The sequence below is a fragment of the Peribacillus kribbensis DSM 17871 genome, from assembly GCF_000430765.1.
Taxonomy (GTDB): Bacteria; Bacillota; Bacilli; order Bacillales; family DSM-1321; genus Paraperibacillus; species Paraperibacillus kribbensis.
Genome location: NZ_AUMQ01000033.1, coordinates 54,272 through 79,980, shown reverse-complemented (window position 1 = coordinate 79,980; position 25,709 = coordinate 54,272). Strand labels below are relative to the sequence as shown.

At 41.8% G+C, this 25,709-nt stretch carries 24 protein-coding genes and 1 pseudogene; 19 read left to right on the top strand and 6 right to left on the bottom strand.

The genetic code is table 11. From position 1 onward, the window contains the following. Window positions 1-133: 133 nt before the first annotated feature. Entirely contained in the window at window positions 134-1,540 is a 1,407-nt protein-coding gene (gabR, locus tag H539_RS0105920) for a MocR-like transcriptional regulator GabR (protein ID WP_026692773.1), read from the bottom strand. Between the two features lie 110 nt (window positions 1,541-1,650). Here gabR and gabT point away from each other — a divergent pair, with 110 nt between their 5' ends. The 12 genes and pseudogenes from gabT to H539_RS27850 all read left to right on the top strand — a co-directional run bounded on the left by gabT (window position 1,651) and on the right by H539_RS27850 (window position 13,678). Beyond that, on the top strand, window positions 1,651-2,955 hold the full coding sequence (gene gabT / locus H539_RS0105915) for a 4-aminobutyrate--2-oxoglutarate transaminase (RefSeq protein WP_035321982.1): 1,305 nt from the start codon (window positions 1,651-1,653) through the stop codon (window positions 2,953-2,955). Between the two features lie 16 nt (window positions 2,956-2,971). Beyond that, window positions 2,972-3,163 (top strand): aldehyde dehydrogenase family protein, encoded by a 192-nt coding sequence (locus H539_RS0105910; RefSeq protein WP_026692771.1) that lies wholly within the window; start codon window positions 2,972-2,974, stop codon window positions 3,161-3,163. Window positions 3,164-3,215: 52 nt separating this feature from the next. Then, window positions 3,216-3,428: pseudogene (locus tag H539_RS0105905) on the top strand (aldehyde dehydrogenase family protein); the annotation flags it as partial. A gap of 106 nt (window positions 3,429-3,534) precedes the next feature. Beyond that, window positions 3,535-4,929 carry an amino acid permease gene (locus tag H539_RS0105900; RefSeq protein WP_026692769.1) on the top strand — a complete coding sequence of 465 codons (1,395 nt, stop codon included), beginning with the start codon at window positions 3,535-3,537 and terminating at the stop codon, window positions 4,927-4,929. A 524-nt stretch (window positions 4,930-5,453) separates the two neighbouring features. After that, window positions 5,454-6,470, top strand: a complete 1,017-nt coding sequence (locus H539_RS0105890; protein WP_026692768.1) for an aldo/keto reductase — start codon at window positions 5,454-5,456, stop codon at window positions 6,468-6,470. A 284-nt stretch (window positions 6,471-6,754) separates the two neighbouring features. Beyond that, on the top strand, window positions 6,755-7,975 hold the full coding sequence (locus tag H539_RS0105885) for an MFS transporter (RefSeq protein WP_218970911.1): 1,221 nt from the start codon (window positions 6,755-6,757) through the stop codon (window positions 7,973-7,975). 93 nt (window positions 7,976-8,068) lie between these two features. Continuing rightward, a complete protein-coding gene (locus H539_RS32745; RefSeq protein ID WP_026692766.1) occupies window positions 8,069-8,467 on the top strand; it encodes an MFS transporter in 399 nt (132 codons plus the stop codon). A 23-nt stretch (window positions 8,468-8,490) separates the two neighbouring features. Beyond that, a complete protein-coding gene (locus H539_RS32740; RefSeq protein WP_245602134.1) occupies window positions 8,491-8,676 on the top strand; it encodes a hypothetical protein in 186 nt (61 codons plus the stop codon). 253 nt (window positions 8,677-8,929) lie between these two features. Then, window positions 8,930-10,117 (top strand): ROK family transcriptional regulator, encoded by a 1,188-nt coding sequence (locus H539_RS0105875; protein ID WP_026692765.1) that lies wholly within the window; start codon window positions 8,930-8,932, stop codon window positions 10,115-10,117. A gap of 12 nt (window positions 10,118-10,129) precedes the next feature. Beyond that, window positions 10,130-11,077 carry an ROK family protein gene (locus H539_RS0105870; protein ID WP_026692764.1) on the top strand — a complete coding sequence of 316 codons (948 nt, stop codon included), beginning with the start codon at window positions 10,130-10,132 and terminating at the stop codon, window positions 11,075-11,077. Between the two features lie 13 nt (window positions 11,078-11,090). Next, the gene (locus H539_RS0105865) at window positions 11,091-12,266 is read left to right on the top strand and encodes an alanine racemase (RefSeq protein ID WP_026692763.1); all 1,176 of its coding nucleotides are present in this window, start codon (window positions 11,091-11,093) and stop codon (window positions 12,264-12,266) included. Beyond that, a complete protein-coding gene (locus H539_RS27850; RefSeq protein ID WP_051348458.1) occupies window positions 12,263-13,678 on the top strand; it encodes an APC family permease in 1,416 nt (471 codons plus the stop codon). The genes H539_RS0105865 and H539_RS27850 overlap by 4 nt, the downstream gene beginning before the upstream one ends. An 821-nt stretch (window positions 13,679-14,499) precedes the next feature. Here the strand turns inward: H539_RS27850 and H539_RS0105855 are convergent. The 5 genes from H539_RS0105855 to H539_RS0105830 form a co-directional block, all read right to left on the bottom strand. Further along, complete coding sequence (locus H539_RS0105855) at window positions 14,500-14,940, bottom strand: YaiI/YqxD family protein (RefSeq protein ID WP_026692762.1); 441 nt, start codon at window positions 14,938-14,940, stop codon at window positions 14,500-14,502. 581 nt (window positions 14,941-15,521) lie between these two features. Continuing rightward, complete coding sequence (locus tag H539_RS0105850) at window positions 15,522-15,725, bottom strand: cold-shock protein (RefSeq protein WP_026692761.1); 204 nt, start codon at window positions 15,723-15,725, stop codon at window positions 15,522-15,524. A 312-nt stretch (window positions 15,726-16,037) separates the two neighbouring features. After that, entirely contained in the window at window positions 16,038-16,262 is a 225-nt protein-coding gene (locus H539_RS0105845) for a hypothetical protein (protein ID WP_026692760.1), read from the bottom strand. 508 nt (window positions 16,263-16,770) lie between these two features. Then, complete coding sequence (locus tag H539_RS0105835; protein WP_026692759.1) at window positions 16,771-17,049, bottom strand: HU family DNA-binding protein; 279 nt, start codon at window positions 17,047-17,049, stop codon at window positions 16,771-16,773. A 162-nt stretch (window positions 17,050-17,211) separates the two neighbouring features. Next, a complete protein-coding gene (locus H539_RS0105830; RefSeq protein ID WP_026692758.1) occupies window positions 17,212-17,418 on the bottom strand; it encodes a hypothetical protein in 207 nt (68 codons plus the stop codon). Between the two features lie 643 nt (window positions 17,419-18,061). On the opposite strand from H539_RS0105830, the gene desA reads away from it, so the two are divergent. The 7 genes from desA to H539_RS0105795 all read left to right on the top strand — a co-directional run bounded on the left by desA (window position 18,062) and on the right by H539_RS0105795 (window position 25,700). Then, on the top strand, window positions 18,062-19,093 hold the full coding sequence (gene desA / locus H539_RS0105825; protein ID WP_026692757.1) for a Delta(5) desaturase DesA: 1,032 nt from the start codon (window positions 18,062-18,064) through the stop codon (window positions 19,091-19,093). A gap of 330 nt (window positions 19,094-19,423) precedes the next feature. Beyond that, window positions 19,424-19,885: a carbon-nitrogen hydrolase family protein gene (locus H539_RS0105820; protein ID WP_026692756.1), complete on the top strand. Its 462-nt coding sequence runs from the start codon at window positions 19,424-19,426 to the stop codon at window positions 19,883-19,885. Window positions 19,886-19,903: 18 nt separating this feature from the next. After that, the gene (locus H539_RS30620) at window positions 19,904-20,194 is read left to right on the top strand and encodes a chemotaxis protein CheW (protein ID WP_081415795.1); all 291 of its coding nucleotides are present in this window, start codon (window positions 19,904-19,906) and stop codon (window positions 20,192-20,194) included. Between the two features lie 198 nt (window positions 20,195-20,392). Beyond that, a complete protein-coding gene (locus H539_RS0105810; RefSeq protein WP_051348457.1) occupies window positions 20,393-21,049 on the top strand; it encodes a YesK family protein in 657 nt (218 codons plus the stop codon). 147 nt (window positions 21,050-21,196) lie between these two features. Next, window positions 21,197-22,207 carry a LacI family DNA-binding transcriptional regulator gene (locus H539_RS0105805; protein WP_026692754.1) on the top strand — a complete coding sequence of 337 codons (1,011 nt, stop codon included), beginning with the start codon at window positions 21,197-21,199 and terminating at the stop codon, window positions 22,205-22,207. Between the two features lie 107 nt (window positions 22,208-22,314). Next, window positions 22,315-24,411, top strand: a complete 2,097-nt coding sequence (locus H539_RS0105800) for an amylo-alpha-1,6-glucosidase (RefSeq protein WP_026692753.1) — start codon at window positions 22,315-22,317, stop codon at window positions 24,409-24,411. A 38-nt stretch (window positions 24,412-24,449) separates the two neighbouring features. Further along, a complete protein-coding gene (locus tag H539_RS0105795) occupies window positions 24,450-25,700 on the top strand; it encodes an extracellular solute-binding protein (protein WP_026692752.1) in 1,251 nt (416 codons plus the stop codon). The last annotated feature ends 9 nt before the right edge of the window (window positions 25,701-25,709 follow it).

Here is a 25,709-nt window from a genome sequence, read left to right as displayed (position 1 = left end):
CATTATTACATTTTTCCTACTCTTTAATGATGAACTGACTCTTCAAGTTGTAATAAATTCTCGTTGTATTACTCAAAAGAGATTTGGCAATGAATTAGATGCTTTTTTAAAACTAACAGTATACTCTTGCCGGTCAAACGAATATTCTGGCAAATCGGTCTGCCGCTTCAGGTATTTTTTCTTCTATAATATTTGCAAATCCAATCACCAAATCAATTTGTTTAGGTTTATTCCAGTCCGGTTTTAGCATAAATCGCCTCATAGTATATAATTCAAGCTTGTTTTGCAGAGAGGATTCTTCTATTTCGTTATAGCTTTTGCTGGTCTTTACAGAAGCCAGAAAATGAAGGCCTGCAGGTACATTTTCTATATGGATCCTGTCGTTAATCCGCTTATGAAGTTCCTTTATAAGGAGTTTTCTTTTACTTTCATAGCGGTGATTCATCCTCTTTACATGCCTCGCATATTCCCCGCTTTCTATAAAATAATGCAGGGCAAATAGCATGATGGAATTCCCATTTTGCATGGCATCGGAATAACGCCTTCGATATTCTTTCAACAAGGCTGGCGGCAGGAGCATATAGCTGATTCTTAATCCGGGAAGCATCGTTTTTGAAAAAGTCCCCATGTAGATCACCCGTTGATTCCGGTCTAGACTTTGGAGGGAGGGGATATGATCTGTTTCATATTTGAATTCGCTGTCGTAATCATCTTCAATGATGTATCTGTTTTGTGATTGAGACGCCCAATTCAAAAGATCGATTCGTCTGGAGATAGGCATGATCTTTCCGGTAGGGAACTGGTGGGAGGGTGTCACATACACAATATCAGCCTTTGATGAGTGTATTTCTTTCATATCGATACCGTGCTGATCCAGGGAAACCGGGCGCACTTCAAATTGCATACTGCTTACTAAGTTACGGATTCTTGCATATCCCGGGTTCTCCATCGCAAAAACCGCACCCTTGTTCTGCAAGGCCATCAGCTGCTGAATCAATAGCTGGGTTCCCGAACTGATTACGATCTGTTCGGGTTCGCAGACTGCCCCTCTGGATAAGGATATCATCCGGCAAATGGTTTCTCTTAAAATATATGGACCTTGTGGATGTTCAATGTCGGCTAGCTCCGCTTTATGGTTTTGGACTACTTTTTGCTGACACTTCATCCATTCCTTGAACGGAAAGTTCGATATATCCGCAGTCATGTGTGAGAGAGAGAGCCAGCCGCTTTTATTAAGGAGTTCCTCTTTCAGTTCCGCCGGAAATTTGTTCTCGTTTGAACCCCGGGAATTGAATTTGGTGATGTTCTCCACGAAATACCCTTTTCTTTCCTTTGAATAGATATACCCCTCGGCAAGCAGCTGGCCGTAGGCATAGGAAACAGAATTAACGCTCAAATCCAATTGTTCCGCCAGCGTTCTCTTTGAAGGCAGCTTTTCCCCGGCTTTTAGCCTGCCCTCTAAAATCTTATTTTTGATACCCTCGTAGATCTGCTGATAAAGAAAATTGTTGTCTCTTTTTTTATCAATGGCCAAAAGCATAGTATCTACCCCCAAATCTGGTACCTTTTATTTTTCTCCTTTGGTACTTTTTATTGTATCAGAATATTGGCATAATTTAATCAAATACCAATTCAGAAAGGGTGGCTAAATTGAATACAGCCTTTAAAACGCATACATCTGAGCTTCAAGACAAAAGAAAAAAGTATGTCCCTAAAGGGGTAAGCAATGGCAATCTAAACATCGTCCAATATGCAAAAGGCGCAACAATCGTCGACGCGGATAACAATACATGGATTGATTTTGCCGGGGCAATCGGCACGTTGAATGTCGGGCATTCACATCCCAAGGTAACCGAGGCCGTTAAGAATCAAGTCGATAAATTCCTGCATCCAGGCTTTAATGTCATGATGTATGAGGGGTACATCACCCTTGCTGAAAGGTTATGCGCCCTCATCCCGGGGGATTTTGATAAACAAGCAATCTTTTTTAATTCCGGTGCGGAAGCTGTGGAAAATGCCATAAAAGTCTCACGCCGTTTTACGGGAAGGCCAGCCGTGGTTTCTTTTGTCCGCGGCTATCATGGCAGAACGAATTTGACCATGGGAATGACGAGCAAGGTTAAACCATATAAATTTGGATTCGGTCCTTTTTCGCCGGAAATCTACCAGGCGCCGTTTCCTTATCTCTACCAAAGACCGGCCGGGATGACAGAGGAAGTTTATATCGACCAGGTTATCCAGGATTTCAAGGACTTCTTTCTTACAACGGTGGCCCCTGAAATGGTTGCTTGTGTTGTGATGGAACCAGTGCAGGGGGAAGGCGGGTTTATCATCCCGCCCAAAAAATTCGTACAGGCGGTCAGGGATTTCTGCCTGGAGCACGGCATCGTTTTTGTGGCAGATGAAATTCAAACAGGATTCGGAAGAACGGGAAAATTCTTTGCCATTGAACATTTTGATGTGGTGCCGGATCTAATGACGGTGTCAAAGTCCCTTGCCGCAGGGCTGCCGCTTAGTGGTGTGGTAGGAAGGACGGAAATCCTGAATATCGCTGAACCAGGGGAATTAGGAGGCACCTATGCCGGAAACCCAGTTGCCTGTGCTGCCGCATTAGCTGTTATAGACATCATTCAAGAGGAAGACTTATTGGAAAAGGCTGAAACATTGGGCAGCAGAATGGAGACCGAGCTGCGTAAATTCGCAGAGCGGCACAAGTTTGTAGGGGATATCCGGCGCTTGGGAGCTATGGTTGCCTGTGAAATCGTCGAAGACCGTGCTTCCAGAAAGCCAGATAAGGCCAAGACAGCGGAAATTCTCAAATATGCGAATGAAAACGGGCTCCTTCTCTTGTCTGCCGGCATTAAGAGCAATGTTGTCCGCTTTTTAGCCCCATTAGTGATCACAGACGAAGAATTGGAAAAAGGGCTGTCTATTTTAGATAAGGCGTTTTCGTAAAAAAGGGGAATCTTGAATGGCGAATGTACTTCAGGTTAAAAATCCGGCAACAGGGACCCTGATCCAAGGGGTCCGGCTTCATACAGAAGAAGACATCAGACAGGCTTTAAGAAATGGCCATGAGGGCTTTAAAAAGTGGAGAAAGGTCCATGCGCATGAAAGATCGAGATTATTGCAGCAATGGTCGGATCTCATCAAGGAACAATAGGAAGAATTAGCAAAAGTGATGACGCTTGAAAACGGGAAACCGCTATCGGAGTCTCTCCGCCTATTTCTTCACGAATGATTACAGAACGGGTACCTTCCTCCATGATCACTTGGACTTCGGCATTAACGGCTGGAATGATGGTGCCCCCAGCGGAGCCCATGTCCCGTTTGGCGGCATGAAAGAAAGCGGACTTGGACGTGAAGGCGGGGCCGAGGGAATTGAACCATATCTTGAGACAAAATATCTTTCGATCGGCCAGGTTTAACAACCATTGAAACTCTCTTGTTTTAGGTAGACCTCCTTCTTAGGGAATGATGCTTCTGGTTTAGGAATGACAACTGAATCATTAATAATTATCAGGAGGAATGTTTATGGATCAAAGGCAGAATGAGCTGCAGAAGACACTGAAAACTAGACATATCACCATGATTTCAATCGGCGGGATTATAGGGGCAGGTTTATTCGTAGGAAGCGGATCGGTGATTAATGCGACAGGTCCTGGTGCTGTCCTCTCGTATGCAATTGCAGGCCTCCTTGTGATCATGCTAATGCGGATGCTCGGTGAAATGGCGATAGTCAACCCTGACAGCGGTTCTTTTTCAACATATGCAAGAGAAGCTATTGGACCTTGGGCGGGTTATACCATCGGATGGCTTTACTGGTTTTTTTGGGTGATCGTAATCGCTATCGAGGCCACGGCTGGGGCTGCCATCGTCCATGGCTGGGTACCATCTTTGCCGATATGGGTTATCAGTTTGATATTAACGGGTCTGCTGACCTTAACAAACATTTATTCTGTGAAGTCATTCGGGGAATTTGAGTATTGGTTTTCCATGATAAAAGTGGCCGCCATTTCGGTGTTCATGTGTATCGGCGCAGCGATCCTGCTGGGATTCTTCCCAGGACATGCATCACCAGGCATTTCCAACCTTACCCAATATGGAGGATTCCTGCCAAAAGGGGGCGGTACAATTTTGATTGGGATCATTACCGTCATCTTTTCTTTCTTTGGTACCGAAATCGCCGCTATTGCTGCAGGGGAGTCATCCACTCCAGAAAAATCCGTCGTAAAAGCTATAAACAGTGTGGTCATTCGGATCCTGCTCTTCTATATCGGATCTGTTTCCATACTTGTACTGCTCCTTCCGTGGAATAAGGCAGATATGCTAAAAAGTCCTTACGTGTCCATGCTTGAAATGGTCGGCATTCCGGGTGCGGCAGAAATAATGAATGTAGTGGTTCTCATCTCGGTTCTATCCTGCTTGAATTCTGCCTTATATACAAACTCCCGAATGCTCCACTCTCTTGCTAAAAGGGGCGACGCACCAGGTATCCTTTTACGGGTGAGCAGAAGAGGAGTGCCTTTACCTGCTGTATTGCTCAGCACGATCGCTGCTTATGTTTGTGCTATCTTTCATTTTGTGTCACCAGACAAACTATTCCTATTCCTTGTGAATGCATCAGGTGCGATTGCTCTGCTTGTATATATCGTTATAGCCGTTTCCCATATGCGATTGAGAAGAAAATTTGAAAAAGAGAACCCTGGAATCCTGAAAATGAAAATGTGGTTCTTCCCCTATTTAACCTACATCACCATCCTTGCTATGGCTGGGATTCTTGTTTCTATGGCATTTATTGACTCCATGCGTTCCCAGTTTTATTTAACAATGTTGATTGCTGCATTTGTTGTTGCCTCATACTTCCTGTCCAAGCGGTATCGAATCAGGATGGCTAAACAAAATAGAGGAATTCAAGCGGTGAAATAACTGGCCATAGGAGAAATATAACAAGCTTTCCCATCTAAATATAAGAGGCTTCGTCTGTTGATACCCCGGATAGCGGACACTGATAAAAAAGTGCCCCTATCCGGGGTTCTTTGTGTTTCAATAGATGTAATACATGTGGGCGGAGGATTTATATGAATAGGAAGATCTATCATGATTTTGAAATCAAAGAATTGGAGAAAAACCCGAATGTTTTAAGTGCGTCAGTAAGCTGCATGCATTAAACTTTGACCTTGATTGGCTATGTATGCCTTTCAAGGTTTTTTATTCTCTCATAACAGTAAAACTATCTTAAATATCATATCGTCATTTCACGTAATGACTAAATAGAAATTGTAACGATGTTGAGGGTTTTTGGTTATCCAAACCATGGGAGGCAGTTTGATGGTTTAAATAACAATTAAATTGTTAAAATGTATTAAGGTATTGACCTTGATTATCAGAATAGTAATAGCACCTAAGGCACACTATCAATCGTTTTTAAAAAAGGAGTTATTAATATGCAAATGAGAAACATTTTGAAGGGTAAACTTGGTTTTGGTACGGCCCCACTAGGTAATATGTACCGTAATATTCCAGAAGAAGAAGCAATCGCAACAGTGGACGCAGCTTGGGAGAGTGGCATTCGTTACTTTGACACTGCCCCGCTTTATGGTTCCGGCTTAGCAGAGATTCGTCTTGGTGATGCACTGTCGAAAAGAAATCGTGAAGATTACATTTTAAGTACTAAAGTAGGCCGGATTATTTCGGATGAATTGGAGGAACCATCTGTACGTGATTTGGGAGAAAAGGGGGGACTCTTTGAATTCGGCCGAAAGAATAAAATCATCAATGACTATAGCGCGGATGCAACCCTTCGCTCTATAGAGGATAGCTTGAAACGTTTAAAAACAGATTATCTAGACTTTGTTTATATTCACGACGTAGCGCAAGACTTTTATGGCGATGAGTGGATATCGCAATTTGAATCTGCCCGAACAGGGGCATTCCGTGCGCTCACACGTTTACGTGAAGAAGGAGTCATTAAGGGTTGGGGACTCGGAGTAAACCGAGTAGAAGCGATTGAACTCATGCTGGAATTGGAAGAAGCAAAGCCAGATGTATCCTTGCTGGCTGGACGTTATACACTATTAGACCATGAGCGTGCGTTACAAAGAGTAATGCCTGCCGCAGTAAAACATAATATGGACGTTGTTGTCGGTGGTCCTTACAGTTCAGGTGTTCTTGCTGGAGGTACTCACTTCGAATATCAAAAAGCATCACCAGAAATCATGGCAAAAGTAGAGAAAATCAAAAACATTGCAGATCGTCACCAAATCAGCATTAAGGCTGCTGCTTTACAATTTTCATTGGCTAATCCGGCAGTGGCTGCCGTCATTCCCGGAGCCAGCCGTCCTGAGCGTGTTGTTGAAGATAAAGCTGCATTGAACACGTCTATTCCAAGAGCATTCTGGGAAGAAATGCGTGAACAAAAACTGATAGCACCACATGCACCACTGCCAATCAACGCAGAACTTTCATAATGATTTAATAAAACGAAAGAATCATCAACATTAAGTTGATGATTCTTTTAATGTTGATTAATTTTATTAAACATTTTTCTGAACAAGAAGAGACAGTAATAATACTCCCGGGTACTCCAAAGCTATCTAACATATGGATTCTCCTTTTAACTATTAGTCTGACACAATTGTTAAAATCCCTTCCCAAACTATTCTCAAATCCCAGTTACATAGTATAATAAAAAAAATACTACTTCGCCTTTCGAATAATTAGTAATCTATTAAGAAGGAAAGTGAGCTGCATCGTGCGTCAATCAGGAGATTCACTATTTAAACAGTCATCTTTTACGAAATTTTGGACATCCCGAATTCTATCTTCTACATCTTCCCAAATGCTATCGGTGGCGATCGGCTGGCAGATGTATGAGGTGACGAAGGACGCGTTCAGTCTTGGAATGGTGGGGCTGGCCCAGTTTTTGCCCATGGTACTTCTAACCTTTGTGGTAGGACATGTGGCGGACCGTTACGAACGGCGCAGGATTGTCTACATCTGTCAAATTATTGACAGCCTTGTTGCGGGCCTGCTTCTTTGGGGGAGTATAGAAGGATGGATTGGCCGTGAACAAATCCTGGCTGCGGCGGCCATTCTCGGCGTGACCCGTTCCTTTGAAGGAACATCCGCATCCTCCTTATTGCCTCAGCTGATCGAGAAGAAACTATTGCAGCAGGCGATTTCCATCAGTACAACCGCAGGCCAGACCTCCCAAATCCTCGGGCCGATGGTTGGGGGCTTATTGTATGGCGTCGGTGCTGGGTATGTCTATGGAACAGCATCCGCCGCATTGCTGATCGGTGCAGTGATGACGTATTTAATCCGCTTGAAGGAGCAGCCTGTTCGGAGCAAAGAGCCCGTTACACTGCGTTCCGTATTTCTGGGCCTGGAATTTGTCATTCGGCATCCGCTCATATTGGGCACGATTTCGCTTGATTTATTTGCGGTGCTGCTGGGCGGAGCTACGGCCCTGCTGCCGATTTTTGCAAAGGATATCTTGCATGCCGGTCCGTTGGGCTTAGGATTATTGCGGACAGCACCGGCCATCGGGGCCTTGATCGTTTCCTTGATTTTAGCTTATTATCCGCTGAAAAAAGCAATTGGCATGAAGCTGTTTGCTGCTCTTGCCGTATTTGGATTAGCCACCATGCTATTTGCGGTTTCCACGAATCTCGTGGTTTCAGTCATTGCCTTGCTGCTCATCGGGGGCTCCGATGTTATCAGTGTGGTCATTCGTTCCTCCCTCGTTCAGTTGCAAACGCCAGATGAAATGCGCGGCCGGGTCAATGCGGTTAACTCCCTGTTTATCGGCACATCCAATCAGCTGGGCGAATTTGAGAGCGGTACAGTCGCCGGGTTTACAGGAGCCGTTCCTGCCGCACTCATTGGGGGAGTGGGTACGATCATTGTGGCCGGACTTTGGATGTATTTGTTCCCTTCCTTGAGGAAGATCAGGTCGCTGGCTGGGAATTAAGGTTTTAAAAAGTGATGAGCCTATGTTTTGGGCTTATCACTTTTTTAGTTTTCGCAGCCAAAGTGTGGCTGGCTATAATAAGAGCTGGCTTAAATGGAACTGCTCCGAAAAGTGCCAAAGGTATTCTGGACCGTTTCATTGGTTCAATTATTCTGCTGGATGGGCTTTCAATATTTATGGACGTATGGAACGGGCGCTGTAGCTCAAAATGTTTGGAACACGATTGAACCATCCAGTTCAGCCTATCAAGCAGCAGGCAACTGGTTTGGGATTCTATCCGCTGTGCAATCCATCGCAGCTGTACTGTGGTCACTAGGGCTCGCGCGCATACCAAATGGCAGACACAAGCTTGGCTATGCAGTTAGCTTATTACTTGGCGGAATCGGCTTTGGATTGATATTCTTCATTCACAGCCAGGGCGCACTGCTGATTTCCTTTGTATTAATTGGCATTGCCTGGGCAGCGATGATGACCTCCCGTTCACCATGCTGACCAATGCGCTGTCAGGTGAGAATATGGGTACATATCTTGGGCTGTTTAACAGCAGCATTTGCTTGCCGCAGATCATCGCTTCCTGCCTGAGTTTCGCCTCGTTCCCGGTGCTTGGTTCATCCATACCTGCCATGATCTTGGTTTCGGGTACTTTATTGGTCGTAGGTGCAGCATCTGTTTCAATCATTAAAGTACAATATTCCAAATAATGCTTACCCAAGTATAGATATTTTATAGGTTTATACACATCAGGTTGTCTGTTAGGATCAATCTGGTGTTTTTTTCTTTATGTGTACGTGTCAGAGCAGAACCGATTTTGATCGGAGATACAATATGTACAATCAAAACTTTGTGGATTAAAAATAAAATGATTATGAGTACTTTGAAAAGGTTTACATCATTAAAAAGCTGTCTTATAATTAATTTGTCCAATGGATAAATTAATTGTATGGGAGGTCGGCGATGACCTTATCTCAAAATAAATCAACTGAAGCAGTCAGTGCTCAGGACATGAAAATCACTAATAAAAAAACAATATTGAAAACATTAAGCCTAAATGGACCGTTATCACGGACTAAGCTGGCATCACAACTCAATTTATCAAAAACAACAGTTTCCACCCTTGTGAGTGAACTCTTGAAAGAAAAACTTGTGCTTGAAACTGGATCTATCTCTTCTTCGGGAGCAGGGAGGAACGCAGTTGAAATTACGTTTAATGCATTTTTTGGTTATGTTCTTGCAATCGACATCGGACGTTATTGGGTGAGGTTTTCTATATCCAACCTAAATGGGGAAATACTTAACAAGCTATCTAGAAATATATCAACATCTAAAACCTTAGAAAATTTAATGGGTCATATCTTATCTGGTACCACTGAACTCATGGCTAAATTAAATATTCAGCAAAAACAAATCTTGTCCGTTTGTGTAAGTGCCCCTGGGATTATTGATCAACAAGGTATTCTGAAAAGGACATTGGCGCTTCCGCAGCTTGAAGGTATTCATTTTAGAGATCACTTAGATAAATTGTTTCCCGAAACGTCGATAAGGATTGAAAATGATATCAATGTTGCGGCGGTAGCGGAAAACTGGAAGGGAATTGGTTCAAAATATAAAACTTTTGTTTTTCTTGGGATCGGTTCAGGTTTAGGCTGCGGTTTTATAATAAACGGACAGTTGTTTAGAGGTGTCACGGGTTCAGCTGGTGAAATTGGTTTTCTTAGACCCGGATTTACAGATGATGTTCCGATCGAATATGAATTATCCAGTGATGGAATTGTTCAAGCGGCTAAACGGTTTATTCCGTATGGAGAAAATTTGTTTCACGATGTGAAATCAGTCTTTGAAGTGGTATCCGAAAACATAAATGAAAATAGGTTATTTATCAATTGGTTGTTAAAGCGAGTTTTATATCTAATTGAAATATTTAATTGTGTCATAAATCCTGAAGCTATCATTCTTGGAGGAGGAATTGGCAGCAATTTATCATTTTTAATGCCAGTCCTAAAAAGCCATATATCTCAGCTTATTGATCCACCTACTATTGAAATTTCAAAGTTCGGTGATGATATCCAGTTGAATGGTGCTACAAAAATAGCACTCAGTCGAGTATCTGAAGAACTTTTGGAATTAGCTAGTAAATTTGCTTGAAAGGATAAAACAATGTCAAATAACAATTATTCAAATGATCAACAGGAAGGATTTGTTCTTGCCTTTGACTTCGGTGGCACAAAAATGGCCATCGCAACAGCTACTTATTCTCGTGAAATAATAGAGCGAATAGAAGTGAGCACAGTTGAGTGTGGAGACGGAGAAACAGCACTGAACCGGGCAATTCAGGCAGGGGCGGAACTTGTTCAAAAAACCAAAGTAAGTTTTGGCGGCATGCTGGAAAGGATCGGAATTGCTTCTCTAGGGGTAACCTTCACGGACAGGGTTGCAATGGCACCTAATATTTCTGGATGGGAAAATCTGAAAATCGAACAGAAGATGAAAGAGGCATTTCCAGGTACTCCTATTCATATTGACAATGATGTAAAAGCAGCTGCTTTAGCCGAGTTACGCAGAGGTGCATTGAAAGAAAAAAGGGTCGGGCTTTTCGTCAATTTCGGAACAGGTATATCTGCTGCGTTTACAATGGATAACCGAGTATTACAAGGGCATAATGGGGCTGCTGGTGAAATAGCATACCTTCTGCGGAAAAAAGATGAGCAGCAGGGCTTTAAAGAAGACGTAGCACCTTTCGAAGAGTTTGCCGGCGGAAAAGCCATTGGGGAGCGGTCTAGTGCATATTTCGGAACAGAAATGACGGCAAAAGATTTGTTTGTTCGTGCTCGTAAAGAAGAGCCGGCCCGAAAATTTCTAGAGGAGATCTTACAGGAAATCGCATTTCATATTACCAATCTAATGATAAGTTGGGATCCCGAAATAGTTGTTTTCGGCGGTGGTCTGATCGGCGCAAGTGATGTTATTTTGCCTTTTATCGAGAAATACGCGAAGCAATTTGTACCGTTTCCGCCTCAGCTTGCCATTGCACACTTTAATCGGGACGCCGGGCTGTATGGGGCAATTGAACTAGCAATGGAACAGGAAAACAGAACTGCAAACTAAGGAGAGATTTGACATGTTTTTAAAACCTTTAGTAAAACGAAACCCAAGATTTATTGAATCTGTACTTTCTTTACACGAACAGGGGATATTGGAAGCGAATACGTTTGTATTTGACTTGGACACATTTAGGGAAAATGCACAGATTATTAAGAAAAATGCAGATAAACACAATCTTAACGTGTATGGGATGACCAAACAGATTGGGTACAACCCTCATTTACATCAGGCAATAGTGGACGCAGGAATTGAGTCGTTTGTTGCAGTGGACTGGATGGGTGCTAGGCTGATGCATAATCAAGGCTATAAAATTGGCCATGTTGGTCATTTGGTACAACTTCCAAAGGGCACAACAGACCAAATCATGGCAATGAATCCTGAAGTGGTAACGGTTTTTTCGATATTTAAAGCACAGCAAGTCAACGAATCTGCGAAAAAATTAAACCGTATCCAACCAATTCTGTTACGAGTATATGATGAGGATTGTACGTTTTATCCAGGTCATGAAGGCGGATTCCATGTAGATTCATTGGAATCAGTCGTTGCAGAAATTCGTAAGCTAAACAATGTTGAGATTATAGGTGTGACGAGCTTTCCTGCGATGCTATTTAGTGAAGAAGCAAAAAGCGTTCGCCCTACAAAGAATTTCCAGGCCATTCAAAGAGCAGTAAAAAAATTGAAAGAACTGGCCGTTGATGTGAAACAAGTAAATACACCGGGAACTACCTCCTCAGACGTATTTGAAATTATGGCTAGTTACGGTGCAACACATGTAGAACCAGGTAATGGTTTTACTGGTACAACACCACTCGCAACTGTACAAGATACACAAGAAATACCTGCCGTACTATACCTGTCTGAAATCTCACACCTTTATAACGGCAGAGGCCATGTATTTGGAGGCGGTTTGTATGTAGACCGCGTTCGTGGACGTTATAGTTTGAAGGCACGGGTAGGAAAAAAATTGGAAGAAAAAGAGGTTGAATTAATCCCTGATGACGGAATTGATTACTATGGTTATGTTGATGGCGGTGTGAAAGAAGGAGAACCTGTTATCTTCGGTTTCCGCCCACAAATTTTCGTCACACGTGGACAAGTGGCAATCGTGGAAGGAATTCACAGCAACAATCCAAAGCTACTTGGATATTATGATGCGAATGGCCTTCCAATACAAAGGGGTGATGGGAAATGAGTGGATTAAAAAAGGGGGCCATTACCTTGACAGGCGCTGTTGCTGCAACATGCGCCTTCATGGGGCCTGCTACTTCGATCTATTTTAATACTGGAATGGGAGTTCAAAGTGCAGGGAATGCTTTTGGTTTTGCCTTCCTAGTCGCTATGATTGCTATGCTTTTTGTAGCATATGTAATTGCGCAGTTTGCAAAAAAACTACCCAGTTCAGGATTCGCCTATACGTTTTCAGTCAATGGCCTGGGTTCTAAAGCTGGGTTCTTAACCGGCTGGCTTTTGGTAGGGGGATATGCCATGCTTTCCCCTATGCTTTTGTCGGCAATTAGTTATTTTTTGAGTCTATTCTTTAAAGTGTATTTTCATGTGAATATTTCATGGGGGATTTTTGCAATTATTATTGCTGCAACCATTTTGTACCTAAGCTGTTCGGGAGTATCCGAATCGATTCGCGTTGCGCTCGTCATGTTAATCATTGAAGTAGTCGTCATGGTCATTTTTTTCGCGACCATTTTAATGCACGGTGGAGCAGAGGGCATCACATTTGCAGCCTTTAATCCAAGTAACACGCTCAAACCAGGTGATTGGAACGGAATTGGAAGCGCTGTTTTATGGTCAATCCTAATGTTTGTTGGTTTTGAGAGCGCAGCCACTTTAGGGGAAGAAACGAAAGATGCTACAAAGAATATTCCGAAAGCACTATTTTACTCCGTGATTGGTATCGGGTTATTCTTCCTTCTTGGTGCATTTTCGGCGGTAGTGGGGTATGGCCCTAGCCATGTAAGTGAAGTCGTTGCTTCTATTGCAAAAGGTACCAATCCATGGGATCCTCTGTTCACAACATTTTGGGGGAAAGGCGCTTCCGTGATTGTCATGCTGGTAATTTTGAATTCGATTTTTGTTAATTTGTTATCCGGGTTTAATGCAGTGACGCGTATTTTATATGCCATGGGAAGAGAAAATGTATTCCCAAAAGCTCTTGGACAAGTTTCCAAAAGTCATCAGGTCCCGGTAAACGCATCCATTTTGTATATGGCTGTCTCTATCATTTTGACCCTTGTTTTAGGCTACACATGGGATCCAATGACAGTATATGGTTGGACAGGTACAATTCTTGGCCTTGTCTTGATCATCATCTATGTCATCATCAATGTAAGTCTTTTTGCCTTCTATCGGAAAATTGGTGAGTTTCATTGGTTTAAACATGGAGTCATGCCACTTGTTGCAACTATCTTGTTATATATGCCGATGAAAGGTGTCATTATGTCCACTCTCCCTGCAGGTGGTGGGAAGGCACCGATGACATATATTCCTTATGTCATTGTTGGTTGGTTCTTACTGGGGATTATTTATACAATATTCCTTTCTATAAAAAGAAAACAAGTGTTAGAAAATATGGGTTCTGTATTCGAATAATACAACCTATCAAGTTATGAATACTTGAAATAATCATTACCCGATATAAGCGAAAGTTTCCCTGCGTCTATACTAAAAAACATCATAATCACACTAATTGCGGATGATGAAGCACTAAAATATATTTAATTGTTTAAGGAGAAGGGATTATGATTATATGGGGACCAATAGGGTTCCCTTTTTTGGTGTTATCAACATACGGCTCAAGTAAAGAAATCTACTTTCTTTGGATACCTTTACAACCAATAGCGAAAAATTCCACTACACCATCACCATCTGCAATAACTAATAATACGAAATCGAAATAGTAGAATTTGATATGTTTGGGAAAGAAGAAACAGATGAATATGAAATGGAGATATGGGTGCCAGTTGAATAATTAAGAATCTTGTTCAACTCCCATGAAAATAAAAAACTAAAAAAAGGCATACAAAATAGACCCAGAAAACCAGTGTTTAAAAAGAGGCTGGGCCTTATAAAAGATATAAAATTGGTGGTACATGGCTTGGATTCAGGCCTTTCTAGTTGGAGTAAAATAAGTGCAGCTGGAGCAACAACCAGAATTAGGATTAATCTCCCATGAGTGCTACCCATGAAGGGTGCGACAGTCGGTGGTACTCCGTGGTCGTTGGAGTCAGACTAACGGCTGGGCTCTAGGCACCATAGTTCAGTTCAAAGACCTTCTTCTCCAGCATTAAACAGTATAGTCTGCACAGCCTATTTTCGTTCTCTGTGGTGAATCGCTGATCTGTGCGATTCATAACGAGGTAGTTTAATTGACAGATGGATAAAGGTTCTTATTAAAAATGAACCGTTCCTTTTTAACGTAAAATCACTCTTTTAAAAAGCTCCCTGAATTTCTCCTGATCTTCTAATGTAAATGGTTTTGGCCCCTTTGTACGCTTTCCGCTTTTTCGAGCCATTGCACTCAAATAGCGTGTTTGTAATAATTGGTCAATGTTTTCATTTGTATAGCTAAAACCATTATGGTGAAGAACCGTACACTCTTTTGCTAAACCTAGCGAAGCAAGACCATAATCTTGAGTAACGATTATATCACCCTTTTTTGCTAACTTTATAATCCGATAATCCGCAGCATCTGCTCCAGAATCAACGTAAATGGTTTCCACTCCTGGTGGTTGTTCCGCATTTGAAAAATGAGAAAAGCTAGTAACAAGGATAACAGGAATTTTAGCATCCGTGCCTTCAGAGGAAATAATATCTTTTACCGGACAAGCATCTGCATCAACATAAATTTTCATCTTTATCTCCTCCACAAATAAGTTCGAGTTGATGATAATGGCAGATTTAGCTGTTGTCAAACAATAAAGATGCTTTACTTAAAGCCATCTAAAAAACAGTTTTCAGCAGCAGGTTGTTCTTCTATGTCGTATTTGACCTATTATGTGAGAAGGGCTCTTTTTTATAATTAAGGGGTAAACTTATATAATATAAGAGCGTAAAAGGAGAGTACATTGAAAAATTATTCTATTCCATCAATAAACACAACACAGAAGATATAAATAGCAGCGTTATAGTTAACTCTGTTGGAGATACGTATGAGATCTTAAAGCTAGGCGAGAAACAAAATTACAAAAAAAGAATTTTGAGCCAGAACATTTCAATTAATAAAATTGCCTCGATCCAATGAGCAAATAAATAACCGTGAACAAACCGGATATAAGTAATAAGTATGTTATACTTTAAACAAACCTTTAAGCTTAAACCTTTTATATTACCTGTTCCATCCCTATTCGAACGTTGAGTAGGGTTTTTTATTAAGCAGATACACATAAAAAAACAGGCTCTAATGAAAGAACCTGTTTGTATAAGTCATCTGAAATTAAGCTGTTTTTTGAACGTTAGAAGCTTGTAGTCCACGTTGACCTTGCTCAACGTCAAAAGTAACTTTTTGACCTTCGTCTAAAGATTTGAAACCTTCAGATTGGATCGCTGAGAAATGCACGAATACGTCTTCTCCAGCTTCACGCTCGATGAATCCGAAACCTTTTTCTGCATTAAACCATTTAACTGTACCTTGTTCCATTTTTGTTGCCTCCTAGTGTGTTCCCACACAATGTGTTACTATCCCTGCCCAAAGTGACTCTCAAGATGAAAAGTCGATACTCGTATACACCGAACAAAAATAATTCTTTCTAAGCATAACAGGAAACTCAAGAAATTGCAATCGTTAGAAAGGAATTAAAGAGCCATTTTCCAGTGAAAGAGGCTTTAAATGTGATTAAACAGGAGTGCTTTTTTCCAAGAAAACATACCTTATTCATGTGTTCAAGTTTCCATTTAATCCAACTTACACAAGTCTCATTGAGTGGTCCACCAAAATGGAAAAAGCACCCCATTATTCGGAGGCATACTTCAATATTCCATTTAAATAAACGGAGTATTCTCGTTGAATGCATTCTCTTAATTTGATTTTTCCGTCTACTTGTAATTCTCCAATCCATTCTTCAATCTTATTTCCATCATCTTTTGTAGCCTTAGGAATCTCTAATGAAAACAAATTACCTCGACTCGCATTGTGTAGGTTTCTCAATAATCCAACCTTATTTAACACTTTCAGCATAAATTATTCCTCCTTCGAACGTTATAGTAGGGTAAAAAGCATTAATCAGGCATACTGACTAACGCTTTGCGAAGTAAAAGAATATTTTTGCGGATGTTATTCCAAACTTGGTTAACGCTACAGTTATTATGTTCCATTACTAAGCGTTCAATTTCCTTAATAAATAGTAAGCGTTCAAATTCACTTACCATAGGTGGAATCTCCCTTAAATAGGATAAAAATATATGTATATTAAGATTATCACTATTTCCACGTATTTACAATTGTATAAGCTAAATAAAACTTATTACAGGAATTTCAGGATTAGAATTACAAAGGAAAATCTAGTACTTGGTAGATGTATTGTTGTTGGGGAGAGAAAAAACTGAAAAGCGAAGTATTGATGTGTAAAAAAAATTAGTTAAGTTCTTATAACTGTAGTCTAACTAACGGTGCGATAGCTTTACAAGAAAGAACAAAATGCCAATCCCTTATTTAGTATCGATATTTTGTTCTCAACTTGTAAAAGTTACTTTCCAGCTACTGCATCTTTAAGTGCTTTACCAGCCTTAAAAGCGGGAACTTTTCCAGCTGCTATCTGAATTTCTTCTCCAGTTTGTGGATTTCTACCCGTACGAGCTGCACGTTCACGGACCTCAAAATTACCAAATCCGATCAATTGAACTTTATCACCATTTTTTAAAGCTTCTGAAATGTTATCAAAAATGGCATCTACTGCTTTGGATGCGTCTTTCTGCGAGAGTTCTGCAGTTTTGGCTACTTTATTAACGAATTCTGTTTTATTCACTTTATAAACACTCCTTAAAAAGTATTATTCTGAAGGGGTACCTTAGTTGTAACATAGCGTTAAATAGCTCGCAACTTTAATACGACGTTGGAATTTCATTGCTATCCAAGCCTTTATATCTTTCAGCATGTGAAGAATATCGTTGATAAAAATTAAAGGACTTCAATGTGTGAAGTCCTCTGGCGAATATCTTCCCTCTATTTCAAAGGTTGCATATGGAGTCATGAGCCTTCCTTGCTCATTAAGCAATTCTGCTATTTTATCAAGGTCGCCTTCCCATGTACCAGTATTATAAAGCTCCCTAACTGCCATTTCAAATGAGAGGTGTTTTGATTTTCCATCCTTTTTACTTGTCTTTTTTACTCGCATGATAAGACTCCCTTTCAACAAAATATCCCATTCGAATGTATTAATAACCTTTAATACCGTCAAATCTTGGCCTTGCCTGAAATGTTTCAATTTCTGCTAATACTACAGGTGATATAATGGCATGTTCTTACACCCTTTTTCTTGGTTAATCTAATTCTTCCTCCTTCTTCTTATATCCCCTTTTATTTGCCTCCAATCCTGAAAGTGTAATCAATTTACCCTAGCAGAGTAAATTTTCTGATGAGAATTTTGAACCAATTGGTTTAGTCTAAAGAGTGACTTTTTTCACTCATGTACTAGATCTCGTTTTTTAGTATTATCCGATTTATATATAGGACTCTCTATTGGAAATATCATATCCATAATCTGAATAGGCTTGATTATACTTGATATGCTAGATAAATCGACTCTTAATTTAATAAATATAAAAAAATTAAATTAGCTGGTATCGCACTAAAAAAAAGTGGGTAATTCATATATATAATCAGGTCATAAGAGAGCAGGAATCATTTAGAAATTTTAAAAAAGGGTGTGAAAACAAGCTGTATTTGACATTGTCAACCCTGCCCATGACAGAACTTACACGATGATTTTTATTCCTCTATACTCGGTATATCAACACACAAGGAAGTGAATTTCACTAGTGACTACAGAAAATACGAAAATATTAAAAAAACAAGTTGCTCCTTTTGAAAAATCAACTACGAAGGAAAGTGTCTGGCAGATTATTAATACGATCGGGCCATTTATTATCTTATGGTACCTTGCTTATATAAGCCTGTCCGTTTCCTTTTGGTTATCATTAGTTCCCGCAGTGATCGCAGCAGGATTTTTGACACGAGTTTTTATTATTTTTCATGACTGTACACATCATTCTTTCTTTAAATATCGTAAAGCCAACAGAGTGGTTGGTACTGCTATGGGTGTTTTAACTTTGTTCCCGTTTGATCAATGGGGGCATGAACATTCCGTTCATCACGCTACAAGCGGCAATCTGGATAAAAGGGGTACAGGCGATATCTGGACGCTGACGGTAGAGGAGTACTTGGCAGCACCGCTTAAGCTTCGTATAGCTTATCATATTTATCGCAATCCAGTAGTTATGCTTGGATTAGGTCCTATATGGGTTATCCTTATTAAAAATAGATTTAACCGAAAAGGAGCCAGAAAAAAAGAACGCATGAACACATACTTGACGAATGTTCTAATCCTTCTATTAGCAGGATTGATTAGCTGGGTCGTTGGATGGCAGGAGTTCCTTCTAGTACAGGGTTCGATATTCTGGATATCCGGTGCAGCAGGCATCTGGCTATTTTATGTACAGCATACCTTTGAGGATTCTTATTTTGAAGAAGATAAAAAATGGGAATATGTAAAGGCAGCAGTAGAAGGAAGTTCATTTTACAAGCTGCCAAAAGTTCTGCAATTTCTTACGGGGAATATTGGCTTCCACCATGTTCACCATCTAAGTCCAAGGGTGCCTAACTATAAACTGGAAGAGGCGCATGAAAAAACCGAGCCATTAAAAAACGTACCTACCATCACTCTTGCAACAAGCTTAAAGTCAATCCGTTTCCGCCTATGGGACGAGCAGCACAAAAACTTTGTCAGCTTTAAAGAGATTAAACATTTAACAAAAAAACGTGCCTCTGTACAGGCAAAACCTGAACTATAACATCACTATTCGGTCTCCCCTTAATAAAACCTATGTTAAGTGGAGGGTGGCCTTTAATAGCACTACCCTAAAAGGAGCTATGTAAATGATTGGAAATTGTTATTGTTGAGGACCAGTAAATGCTGTTAGGAGCGATTGGATTTTGCTTAGCTTAGAAAATGATATGGAAGTAGTAGGGCAGGCAATGGAGAAGCGTGGACCTCAAGCTTCAAACCGTACGTAAAGCTGCTTAATTTTACAAAACAGGGAAGGCGGGCTCTTATATGGAGTCTGCATTTCTTTTTTTGTGAACAAAGAACCCTCACTTGTAAAGGAGTAGGGGAATAAAGATTGTTGTTGTTTAATACAGCCCTATTGATTTCTGAAGACGGAAAAATTGCTGGAACCTATCAAAAGACCCACCTGAACAAGAGTGATAAGACATGGGCTTCTGAAGGATCTTCACTGCCAGTTTTTAAGACAGATTCACTTGGTACAGTTGGTATTTTAATAGGAGAAGCTGCTGCTTATCCAGAATCAGCCGGAGTTTTGGCTGTGAAGCGTGCAGATGTGATTGCCATCCCTTCTGCCTGGAACGGCCAGTACGGCGGTGAAATGGAAATCAATAAAAAGCTTTCCGCCAATCCTTATCCGGATGGCTCCATGGTCACTTGGAATGCGGTAGCCATCGGGACACAGGCCAATACAGTAGCAGCAAACTATGTGGGAAACCAAGAGAAATACCTAGGCCGAAGCAGCCTATACATTAGATCCACTCTATGGACTAGATCAGCCTGTAACAGCTTCAGCTGACAAAGAAGAAACCCTAACCTGCTATACAATAATAGATTTAATAGAAGAACAGAAAGCCGCAGACTCATCATAACCACTTATCGCAATCAGGTAATTGGACTGCTGATAGAGGAAGTTACGGAAATACTGGACATTCAGCAGCAGGCAATCAAAAAAGCTTCTGGAATGATCAGCCTGCTGGCCCGTTTCATACAAGGTTTCGCTTCGACAGAAACGGGTTTAATCACGCTGCTGGATCCAGAAGTACTTATCCATAAGTATACGAAAATGGGAGATATCCAGAAGTCTCTGATGCACAATGCAAGTTAAAACAAGAAGAAGTTTATAAGATGAGGGTGTTTCAAAAGCGCAGTCTTTTGAAACACCCCCTTTTTTTGTGCACAAAAATCAAGGGAATTATTCTTGTTAAAGTTTGCGATCACTGCCAAATAAAGTAATAATATTACATTTATAGGTATAAGTGGTATAATTCGCTTTGTGAATAAGATGGTCAAGGAGGTTCAAATCTTGTTTGTCACTATGTATCTAATCGGTTTGGTTATAGGGTTTCTCGTTTACGCATTAACGTATTTTTTTACAAAATCGACAAGTAATTTTAAAAGGGTGTTAGCTGTTTTTTTGATCAGCATCCTGATGATTATTTGGAGTATCACGGTCATTGGTGGATTTGAGGGAATGCCCTTTGGAGTAGTGGGTGCGGGGGCGATGACCACTGCCCTTTTGTTAGCATTCTTCGGGAAAAGCACCTTGTGGAAAAAAGTCGTGTTTACGGGTATTCTATTACTTGTTCTTAGTGTGGCTGCCTATGAGAAGTACAATGAGGTAGATTATATGGTTGGTGAAAAGACTAATGAAGATCATGATGTAGATTCCTATATTCAGCACTTGCAAGATGATCCCTCTATCAAAGGATATAAAGTATTTACCATGTCAGAGGGCCGCCCAGGAGTAGTAGTATCCTTAGGAGGGAAGATGGCAGGGGATAACATCGAAATATTAAGAGTTAAAGAAGAAGGGGATACAACAAAGATGTTGATCAAAACCTTCTATAACAAATCTGAAGAAAGAAATCCAGTGATCATAATAGGCTTAAAAAGGGTGCAGAAAAACATCGTCATTATGGACACCGATGGCACTACATTTGGAAAAGTGGATGAAAGCTGAAAGAGTAGTGAGGGATTAAGTCTTATTTATGTGAAGCATTAATTCAGATGGAGTACAATATTGAGTTAATATTTTATTTGCAATCGTTTCCATTCTGTTTTATTATGAATTTATTAAGTTATCCAAAACGTTTCGGAGGAAATGCCTGTGGTCACCATCAAGGATATTGCAAAGGCTGCCGGAGTATCGGTAACAACGGTTTCCAGGGCGTTGAATGGATATTCCGATGTGAATGAAAAAACGCGGAAGAAAATTTCGGATATTGCCAGGGAGCTGAATTACAGCCCCAATACGCTTGCCAGGGGACTCGTTATGAAGAGGTCTAAGTCGATTGGCATCATTGTGTCGGGATTGACGGAAGCCAGCAGAAAGGACAATTTCACCCTGGAAGTTCTCTCTGGAGTGAATGACGTCATATCCGAACGTGATTATGATCTTGTTTTATTCAGTACAACCACAACCAAGCAGCGTGAAAAGACATATTCCCAGCTGTGCAGGGAACGCCGTGTGGACGGTGCGATTCTTCATGGAATTAAGATGGACGATCCTTATTTAAAGGAAGTCATCGACAGTGATATTCCCTGTGTGCTCATCGATATTCCGATAGAAACGGAAACCGTCGGCTATGTTTCAACCGATAATGCCCTTGGAGCCAAAAAAGCCGTCCAGTTTTTAATCGATCAGGGACATACCAATATTGCCATGATGAATGGACATGACAGGGCCTATGTCAGCATCAAGAGACTAGAAGGGTATGCGGAGGCACTATCAGAAGCCGGACTGCCATTGAAGAAGGATTGGATTGTGGATGGAGGATTTTCTGAAGAAAAGGCACAGGAAGAGGCGGTCAAATTATTGACTCAGCATCCTGACATTTCAGCAATCTTCTGCGCGAGCGACTTAATGGCGCTGGGAGTCATGAAGGCAGCTAAGGAATTGGACATTGACATTCCGACAGAGCTTTCAGTGATGGGATATGATGATATTTTATTGGCGTCCTACACGCATCCGGCTTTAACCACAGTCGCCCAAAACATTTACCAGCTTGGCTATCAATCTGCCAATCTTTTGATTGATATGCTGGAGGAAAAAACACAATCCCGTGCTTGTATTCTGGATACAGAAATCGCCATCCGGGAAACAACAGGAAAAAAGTAAGAATGGGATGACGGATATAAACCGTGAGCTCTCAAAAGAGGACGGTTTATCCCCTAAATCCGAAACGTTTCGGGAAAAAGCATCGTGTTATGACTAGGAGGAAGACCATGGATTATCGAGTGATTAAAGAGAACGATTTATTTTTACTGACGGATGAGAAGGGGAATATTCCCGAAAACCATCCTTATGGGCTAGGGTTGTATACCAAGGATACACGTTTTTTGAGCAAGCTGGATGTCCGGATCAATGGAGAGGAATTGATTCTTTTATCATCAGATGCTGCAGACAATTATATGGCAAGGATTTTGCTGACGAACCCTCATCAGGAAAAAGACGGAGAGCTGATTTTATGGCGGGAATCTGTCGAGGTTGAACGTAAGCGTTTTATTTACGATGATGTTCTGTATGAGACGATTAAAGCGAAAAATTATTTTCCAAAGAGAGTTCAGTTTGAACTGAGTGTACATACGGATGTGGATTTTACCGACATGTTCATCGTCCGCGGTTTTCAAAGTGGCGATGTGGGAACACGCACCGGGCAGAACATCGAAGGAAATTCCCTGACCTACCATTATAAGGGCAGCGACAGCACAGAGAGAGCCACTCTTGTGTCATGGGATACAGAAGCTAAAAGTGTTTCAGAAAATGGAGATATTGCCTTTGAATTTGACCTGAAGCATGGGGAGGAGCAGGAAGTTACCTTGATGATCGCTCCCCGCATCGGCGAGGCAGAATGGGGAACGCCTGCTCCAAGAGATGAAGCCATGGAAAAATTGAAGGCTTCTTATAAGGACTGGGAGCAGAAAATTTCAAAAGTAGAGACCGATTATGAGCCTTTACAGAGGCTCGTGGACCGCGGAATCGGGGATCTGCGGGTCCTGCTGACAGATGTTGGCTACGGGAAATTCCCGGTAGCGGGGCTCCCATGGTTCGGTGTTCCGTTTGGCCGGGACAGCTTGATTGCCGCACTTCAAATGCTTGCTTTCAGTCCTGAAGTTGCAAAAGGAACATTGCTGACGATGGCAAATAATCAGGGGCAGAATGTGGATCCCTGGCGCGATGAGCAGCCCGGAAAAATCATGCATGAGATCCGTTACGGAGAGCTTGCGGCAACCAATCAGATTCCGTTTACACCGTATTATGGAACCATCGATGCGACTCCGCTGTTTCTGATGCTGCTCACGGAGTATATAAAATGGACCGGCGATTTAAACCTGGCCCAGCAGCTTGAGAGCAATATCGATGCAGCACTGACATGGATTGATCAGTATGGCGATCGGGATGGCGACCTTTTTATTGAATATCATCAGGAGTCCAGCAAGGGAATTGCCAACCAGGGCTGGAAGGATTCCGGTGATTCCGTGGTCCACCGAAATGGGGATTATGCCAAAACGCCGATTGCGCTGTCTGAAGTGCAAGGGTATGTCTACCAGGCGAAGATGGGCATCGCCTCTGTCTTTGAACATCTCGGGAAGGAAGAGCAGGCAGCCGGACTCCGTCAGCAGGCTCAGGCATTAAAGGCTCGTTTCGAAGAAGAATTTTGGATGGACGATGTGAATTTTTATGCGATTGCCCTGGACGAGAACAAAGCCCAGGTCGGGACGATCACATCCAATCCGGGTCATCTTCTTATGACTGGAATGCTGAATGAAGACAGAGCGGGGGCTGTGATTGATACGCTGCTGTCGCCAAAAATGTTTTCCGGCTACGGCATCCGCACGATGGGTGAAGGAGAAGCAGGCTATAATCCGATGAGCTATCATGATGGAAGCATCTGGCCGCATGACAACAGCATGACCCTGCTTGGGATGAGCAAGCTGGGCCGCCAGCAATCAGCCAACACCGTGATTGAAGGACTGATCCGCGCAGGTTCATTCTTTGAATACGACCGTCTGCCGGAATTATTCTGCGGATACGATCAAACAATCGGAAAAGCAGTAAAATATCCGGTCGCATGCTCGCCGCAGGCATGGGCTGCAGGCACACCGCTTGTGTTCATCCAGTCAATGCTGGGATTATTCCCGGACAGCTTTGGCAAGAAGATTCTGCTGGCGCCAAAGCTGCTGGATCAAATGAACGTTTTGACTGTCAAGAACATACAGGCTGGCGAGGGCAAGCTATCTCTTTCCGTAACCCGTACCCATGACAGCTTTGATGTGAAGGTGCTTGAAAATACGACAGGCTATGAATTGATTATTCAGTAATCCATCATTTTAAAATTAATTTTTAGGAGGAAATATTCATGAAAAAATTCGCAGCTATTCTGGCGGCAGCCTCAATTCTAGTAGGAGCCACAGCATGCAGTAATAGTGAAAAGGCTGGAAAGTCCTCATCCAATAAGGATCCAATCACACTGGCTGTATGGGGATCTTCACCATCTGAATCAAAAGCGCTTGAAGCGACGGTTGCCAGCTATGAAAAAGAATCAGGCAAAGATGTGAAAATCGAAGTGATCCAGGACAACTTCCAGGATGCATTAACATCCAGATTTGCAGCGAAGAATGCTCCGGATGTGTTCTATCTGGAATCATATGCTGCGCCTAAGTTCATCAAGAGCGGCGTTTTAGCGGATCTATCCAAAGACATCAAGAATCAAGACGATTTTTATCAGCCGCTTCTGGATTCCTTCAAGGATAAAGGCGGCAAATTATATGCAGCGCCTAAGGATTATTCTACGCTTGCCCTATATGTGAATAAGGGCTTGCTTGAAAAAGCCGGCTATAAAGTGGAAGACATTCCTGCGGATTGGGAAGGTCTTGTGAAATTCTCGAAGGAGCTCCAAACTAAGCTTTCCAAAGACCAGGCGGCAATGATCTTTGACAACACGCTGGCACGGAATCTGAGCTCCCTGATTGCAAGCGGATTGAACCCGGTAACAGACAAAGGAAAAGCAGACTTTACTTCCAATCAGAAAGCAATCGACTATATGAAATCCCTTGTTGACGGCCAGAAGGCAGGATATCTGAAAAACCCGAAAATTGATATGGGAATTGATTCTGCCGGAGCTGCTTTTGGAACAAACAAGGCAGTCATGATGATTGAAGGAAACTGGGTGCTGAGCGCACTTAAGCAGGAATATCCGGATGTGAAATATGATGTGCTTCCTGCTCCGACAGTGAATGGAAAAAAAGAGACGATGACCTTTAACGTAGGCTATGCAGTGGCAAAGGATACGGACAACAAGAAAGGCGCAGTGGATTTTGTCAACTATATGACAGGCAAAGGGCAGAAGCAATGGAGCGAAATGTCCGGAACACTTCCTACCCGCCAATCTGTAACGAAGGAAATGAAAATTGACCAGGATCCAGTGTTAAGCGCGCATGCGAATGGTGCTGCATATGGAACGGTATGGTCATCCGGCGTCAACCTGCCGACCATTTCCCAGGCCTTTGATAACCAGCTTCTTGCAGCGTTCAATGGAGATAAATCTGTAGAAAAAGCCATGAAGGATGCAGAAAAAGAAGCGAATGACGAAATAGCAAGGCAAGAATAGGACGTGGAG

Excerpts from the sequence above, each read along its gene's own strand:
- H539_RS0105875 (WP_026692765.1), top strand. The coding sequence starts at position 8,930 with ATGACCTTATCTCAAAATAAATCAACTGAAGCAGTCAGTGCTCAGGAC.
- H539_RS0105850 (WP_026692761.1), bottom strand. The coding sequence starts at position 15,725 with ATGGAACAAGGTACAGTTAAATGGTTTAATGCAGAAAAAGGTTTCGGA.
- H539_RS0105890 (WP_026692768.1), top strand. The coding sequence starts at position 5,454 with ATGAGAAACATTTTGAAGGGTAAACTTGGTTTTGGTACGGCCCCACTA.
- gabR (WP_026692773.1), bottom strand. The coding sequence starts at position 1,540 with ATGCTTTTGGCCATTGATAAAAAAAGAGACAACAATTTTCTTTATCAG.
- H539_RS0105900 (WP_026692769.1), top strand. The coding sequence starts at position 3,535 with ATGGATCAAAGGCAGAATGAGCTGCAGAAGACACTGAAAACTAGACAT.
- H539_RS0105870 (WP_026692764.1), top strand. The coding sequence starts at position 10,130 with ATGTCAAATAACAATTATTCAAATGATCAACAGGAAGGATTTGTTCTT.
- H539_RS0105845 (WP_026692760.1), bottom strand. The coding sequence starts at position 16,262 with ATGCTGAAAGTGTTAAATAAGGTTGGATTATTGAGAAACCTACACAAT.
- H539_RS0105795 (WP_026692752.1), top strand. The coding sequence starts at position 24,450 with ATGAAAAAATTCGCAGCTATTCTGGCGGCAGCCTCAATTCTAGTAGGA.
- H539_RS0105855 (WP_026692762.1), bottom strand. The coding sequence starts at position 14,940 with ATGAAAATTTATGTTGATGCAGATGCTTGTCCGGTAAAAGATATTATT.
- H539_RS0105865 (WP_026692763.1), top strand. The coding sequence starts at position 11,091 with ATGTTTTTAAAACCTTTAGTAAAACGAAACCCAAGATTTATTGAATCT.
- H539_RS32745 (WP_026692766.1), top strand. The coding sequence starts at position 8,069 with ATGGAACTGCTCCGAAAAGTGCCAAAGGTATTCTGGACCGTTTCATTG.
- H539_RS0105910 (WP_026692771.1), top strand. The coding sequence starts at position 2,972 with ATGGCGAATGTACTTCAGGTTAAAAATCCGGCAACAGGGACCCTGATC.
- H539_RS27850 (WP_051348458.1), top strand. The coding sequence starts at position 12,263 with ATGAGTGGATTAAAAAAGGGGGCCATTACCTTGACAGGCGCTGTTGCT.
- H539_RS32740 (WP_245602134.1), top strand. The coding sequence starts at position 8,491 with ATGGGTACATATCTTGGGCTGTTTAACAGCAGCATTTGCTTGCCGCAG.
- H539_RS0105800 (WP_026692753.1), top strand. The coding sequence starts at position 22,315 with ATGGATTATCGAGTGATTAAAGAGAACGATTTATTTTTACTGACGGAT.
- H539_RS0105830 (WP_026692758.1), bottom strand. The coding sequence starts at position 17,418 with ATGCGAGTAAAAAAGACAAGTAAAAAGGATGGAAAATCAAAACACCTC.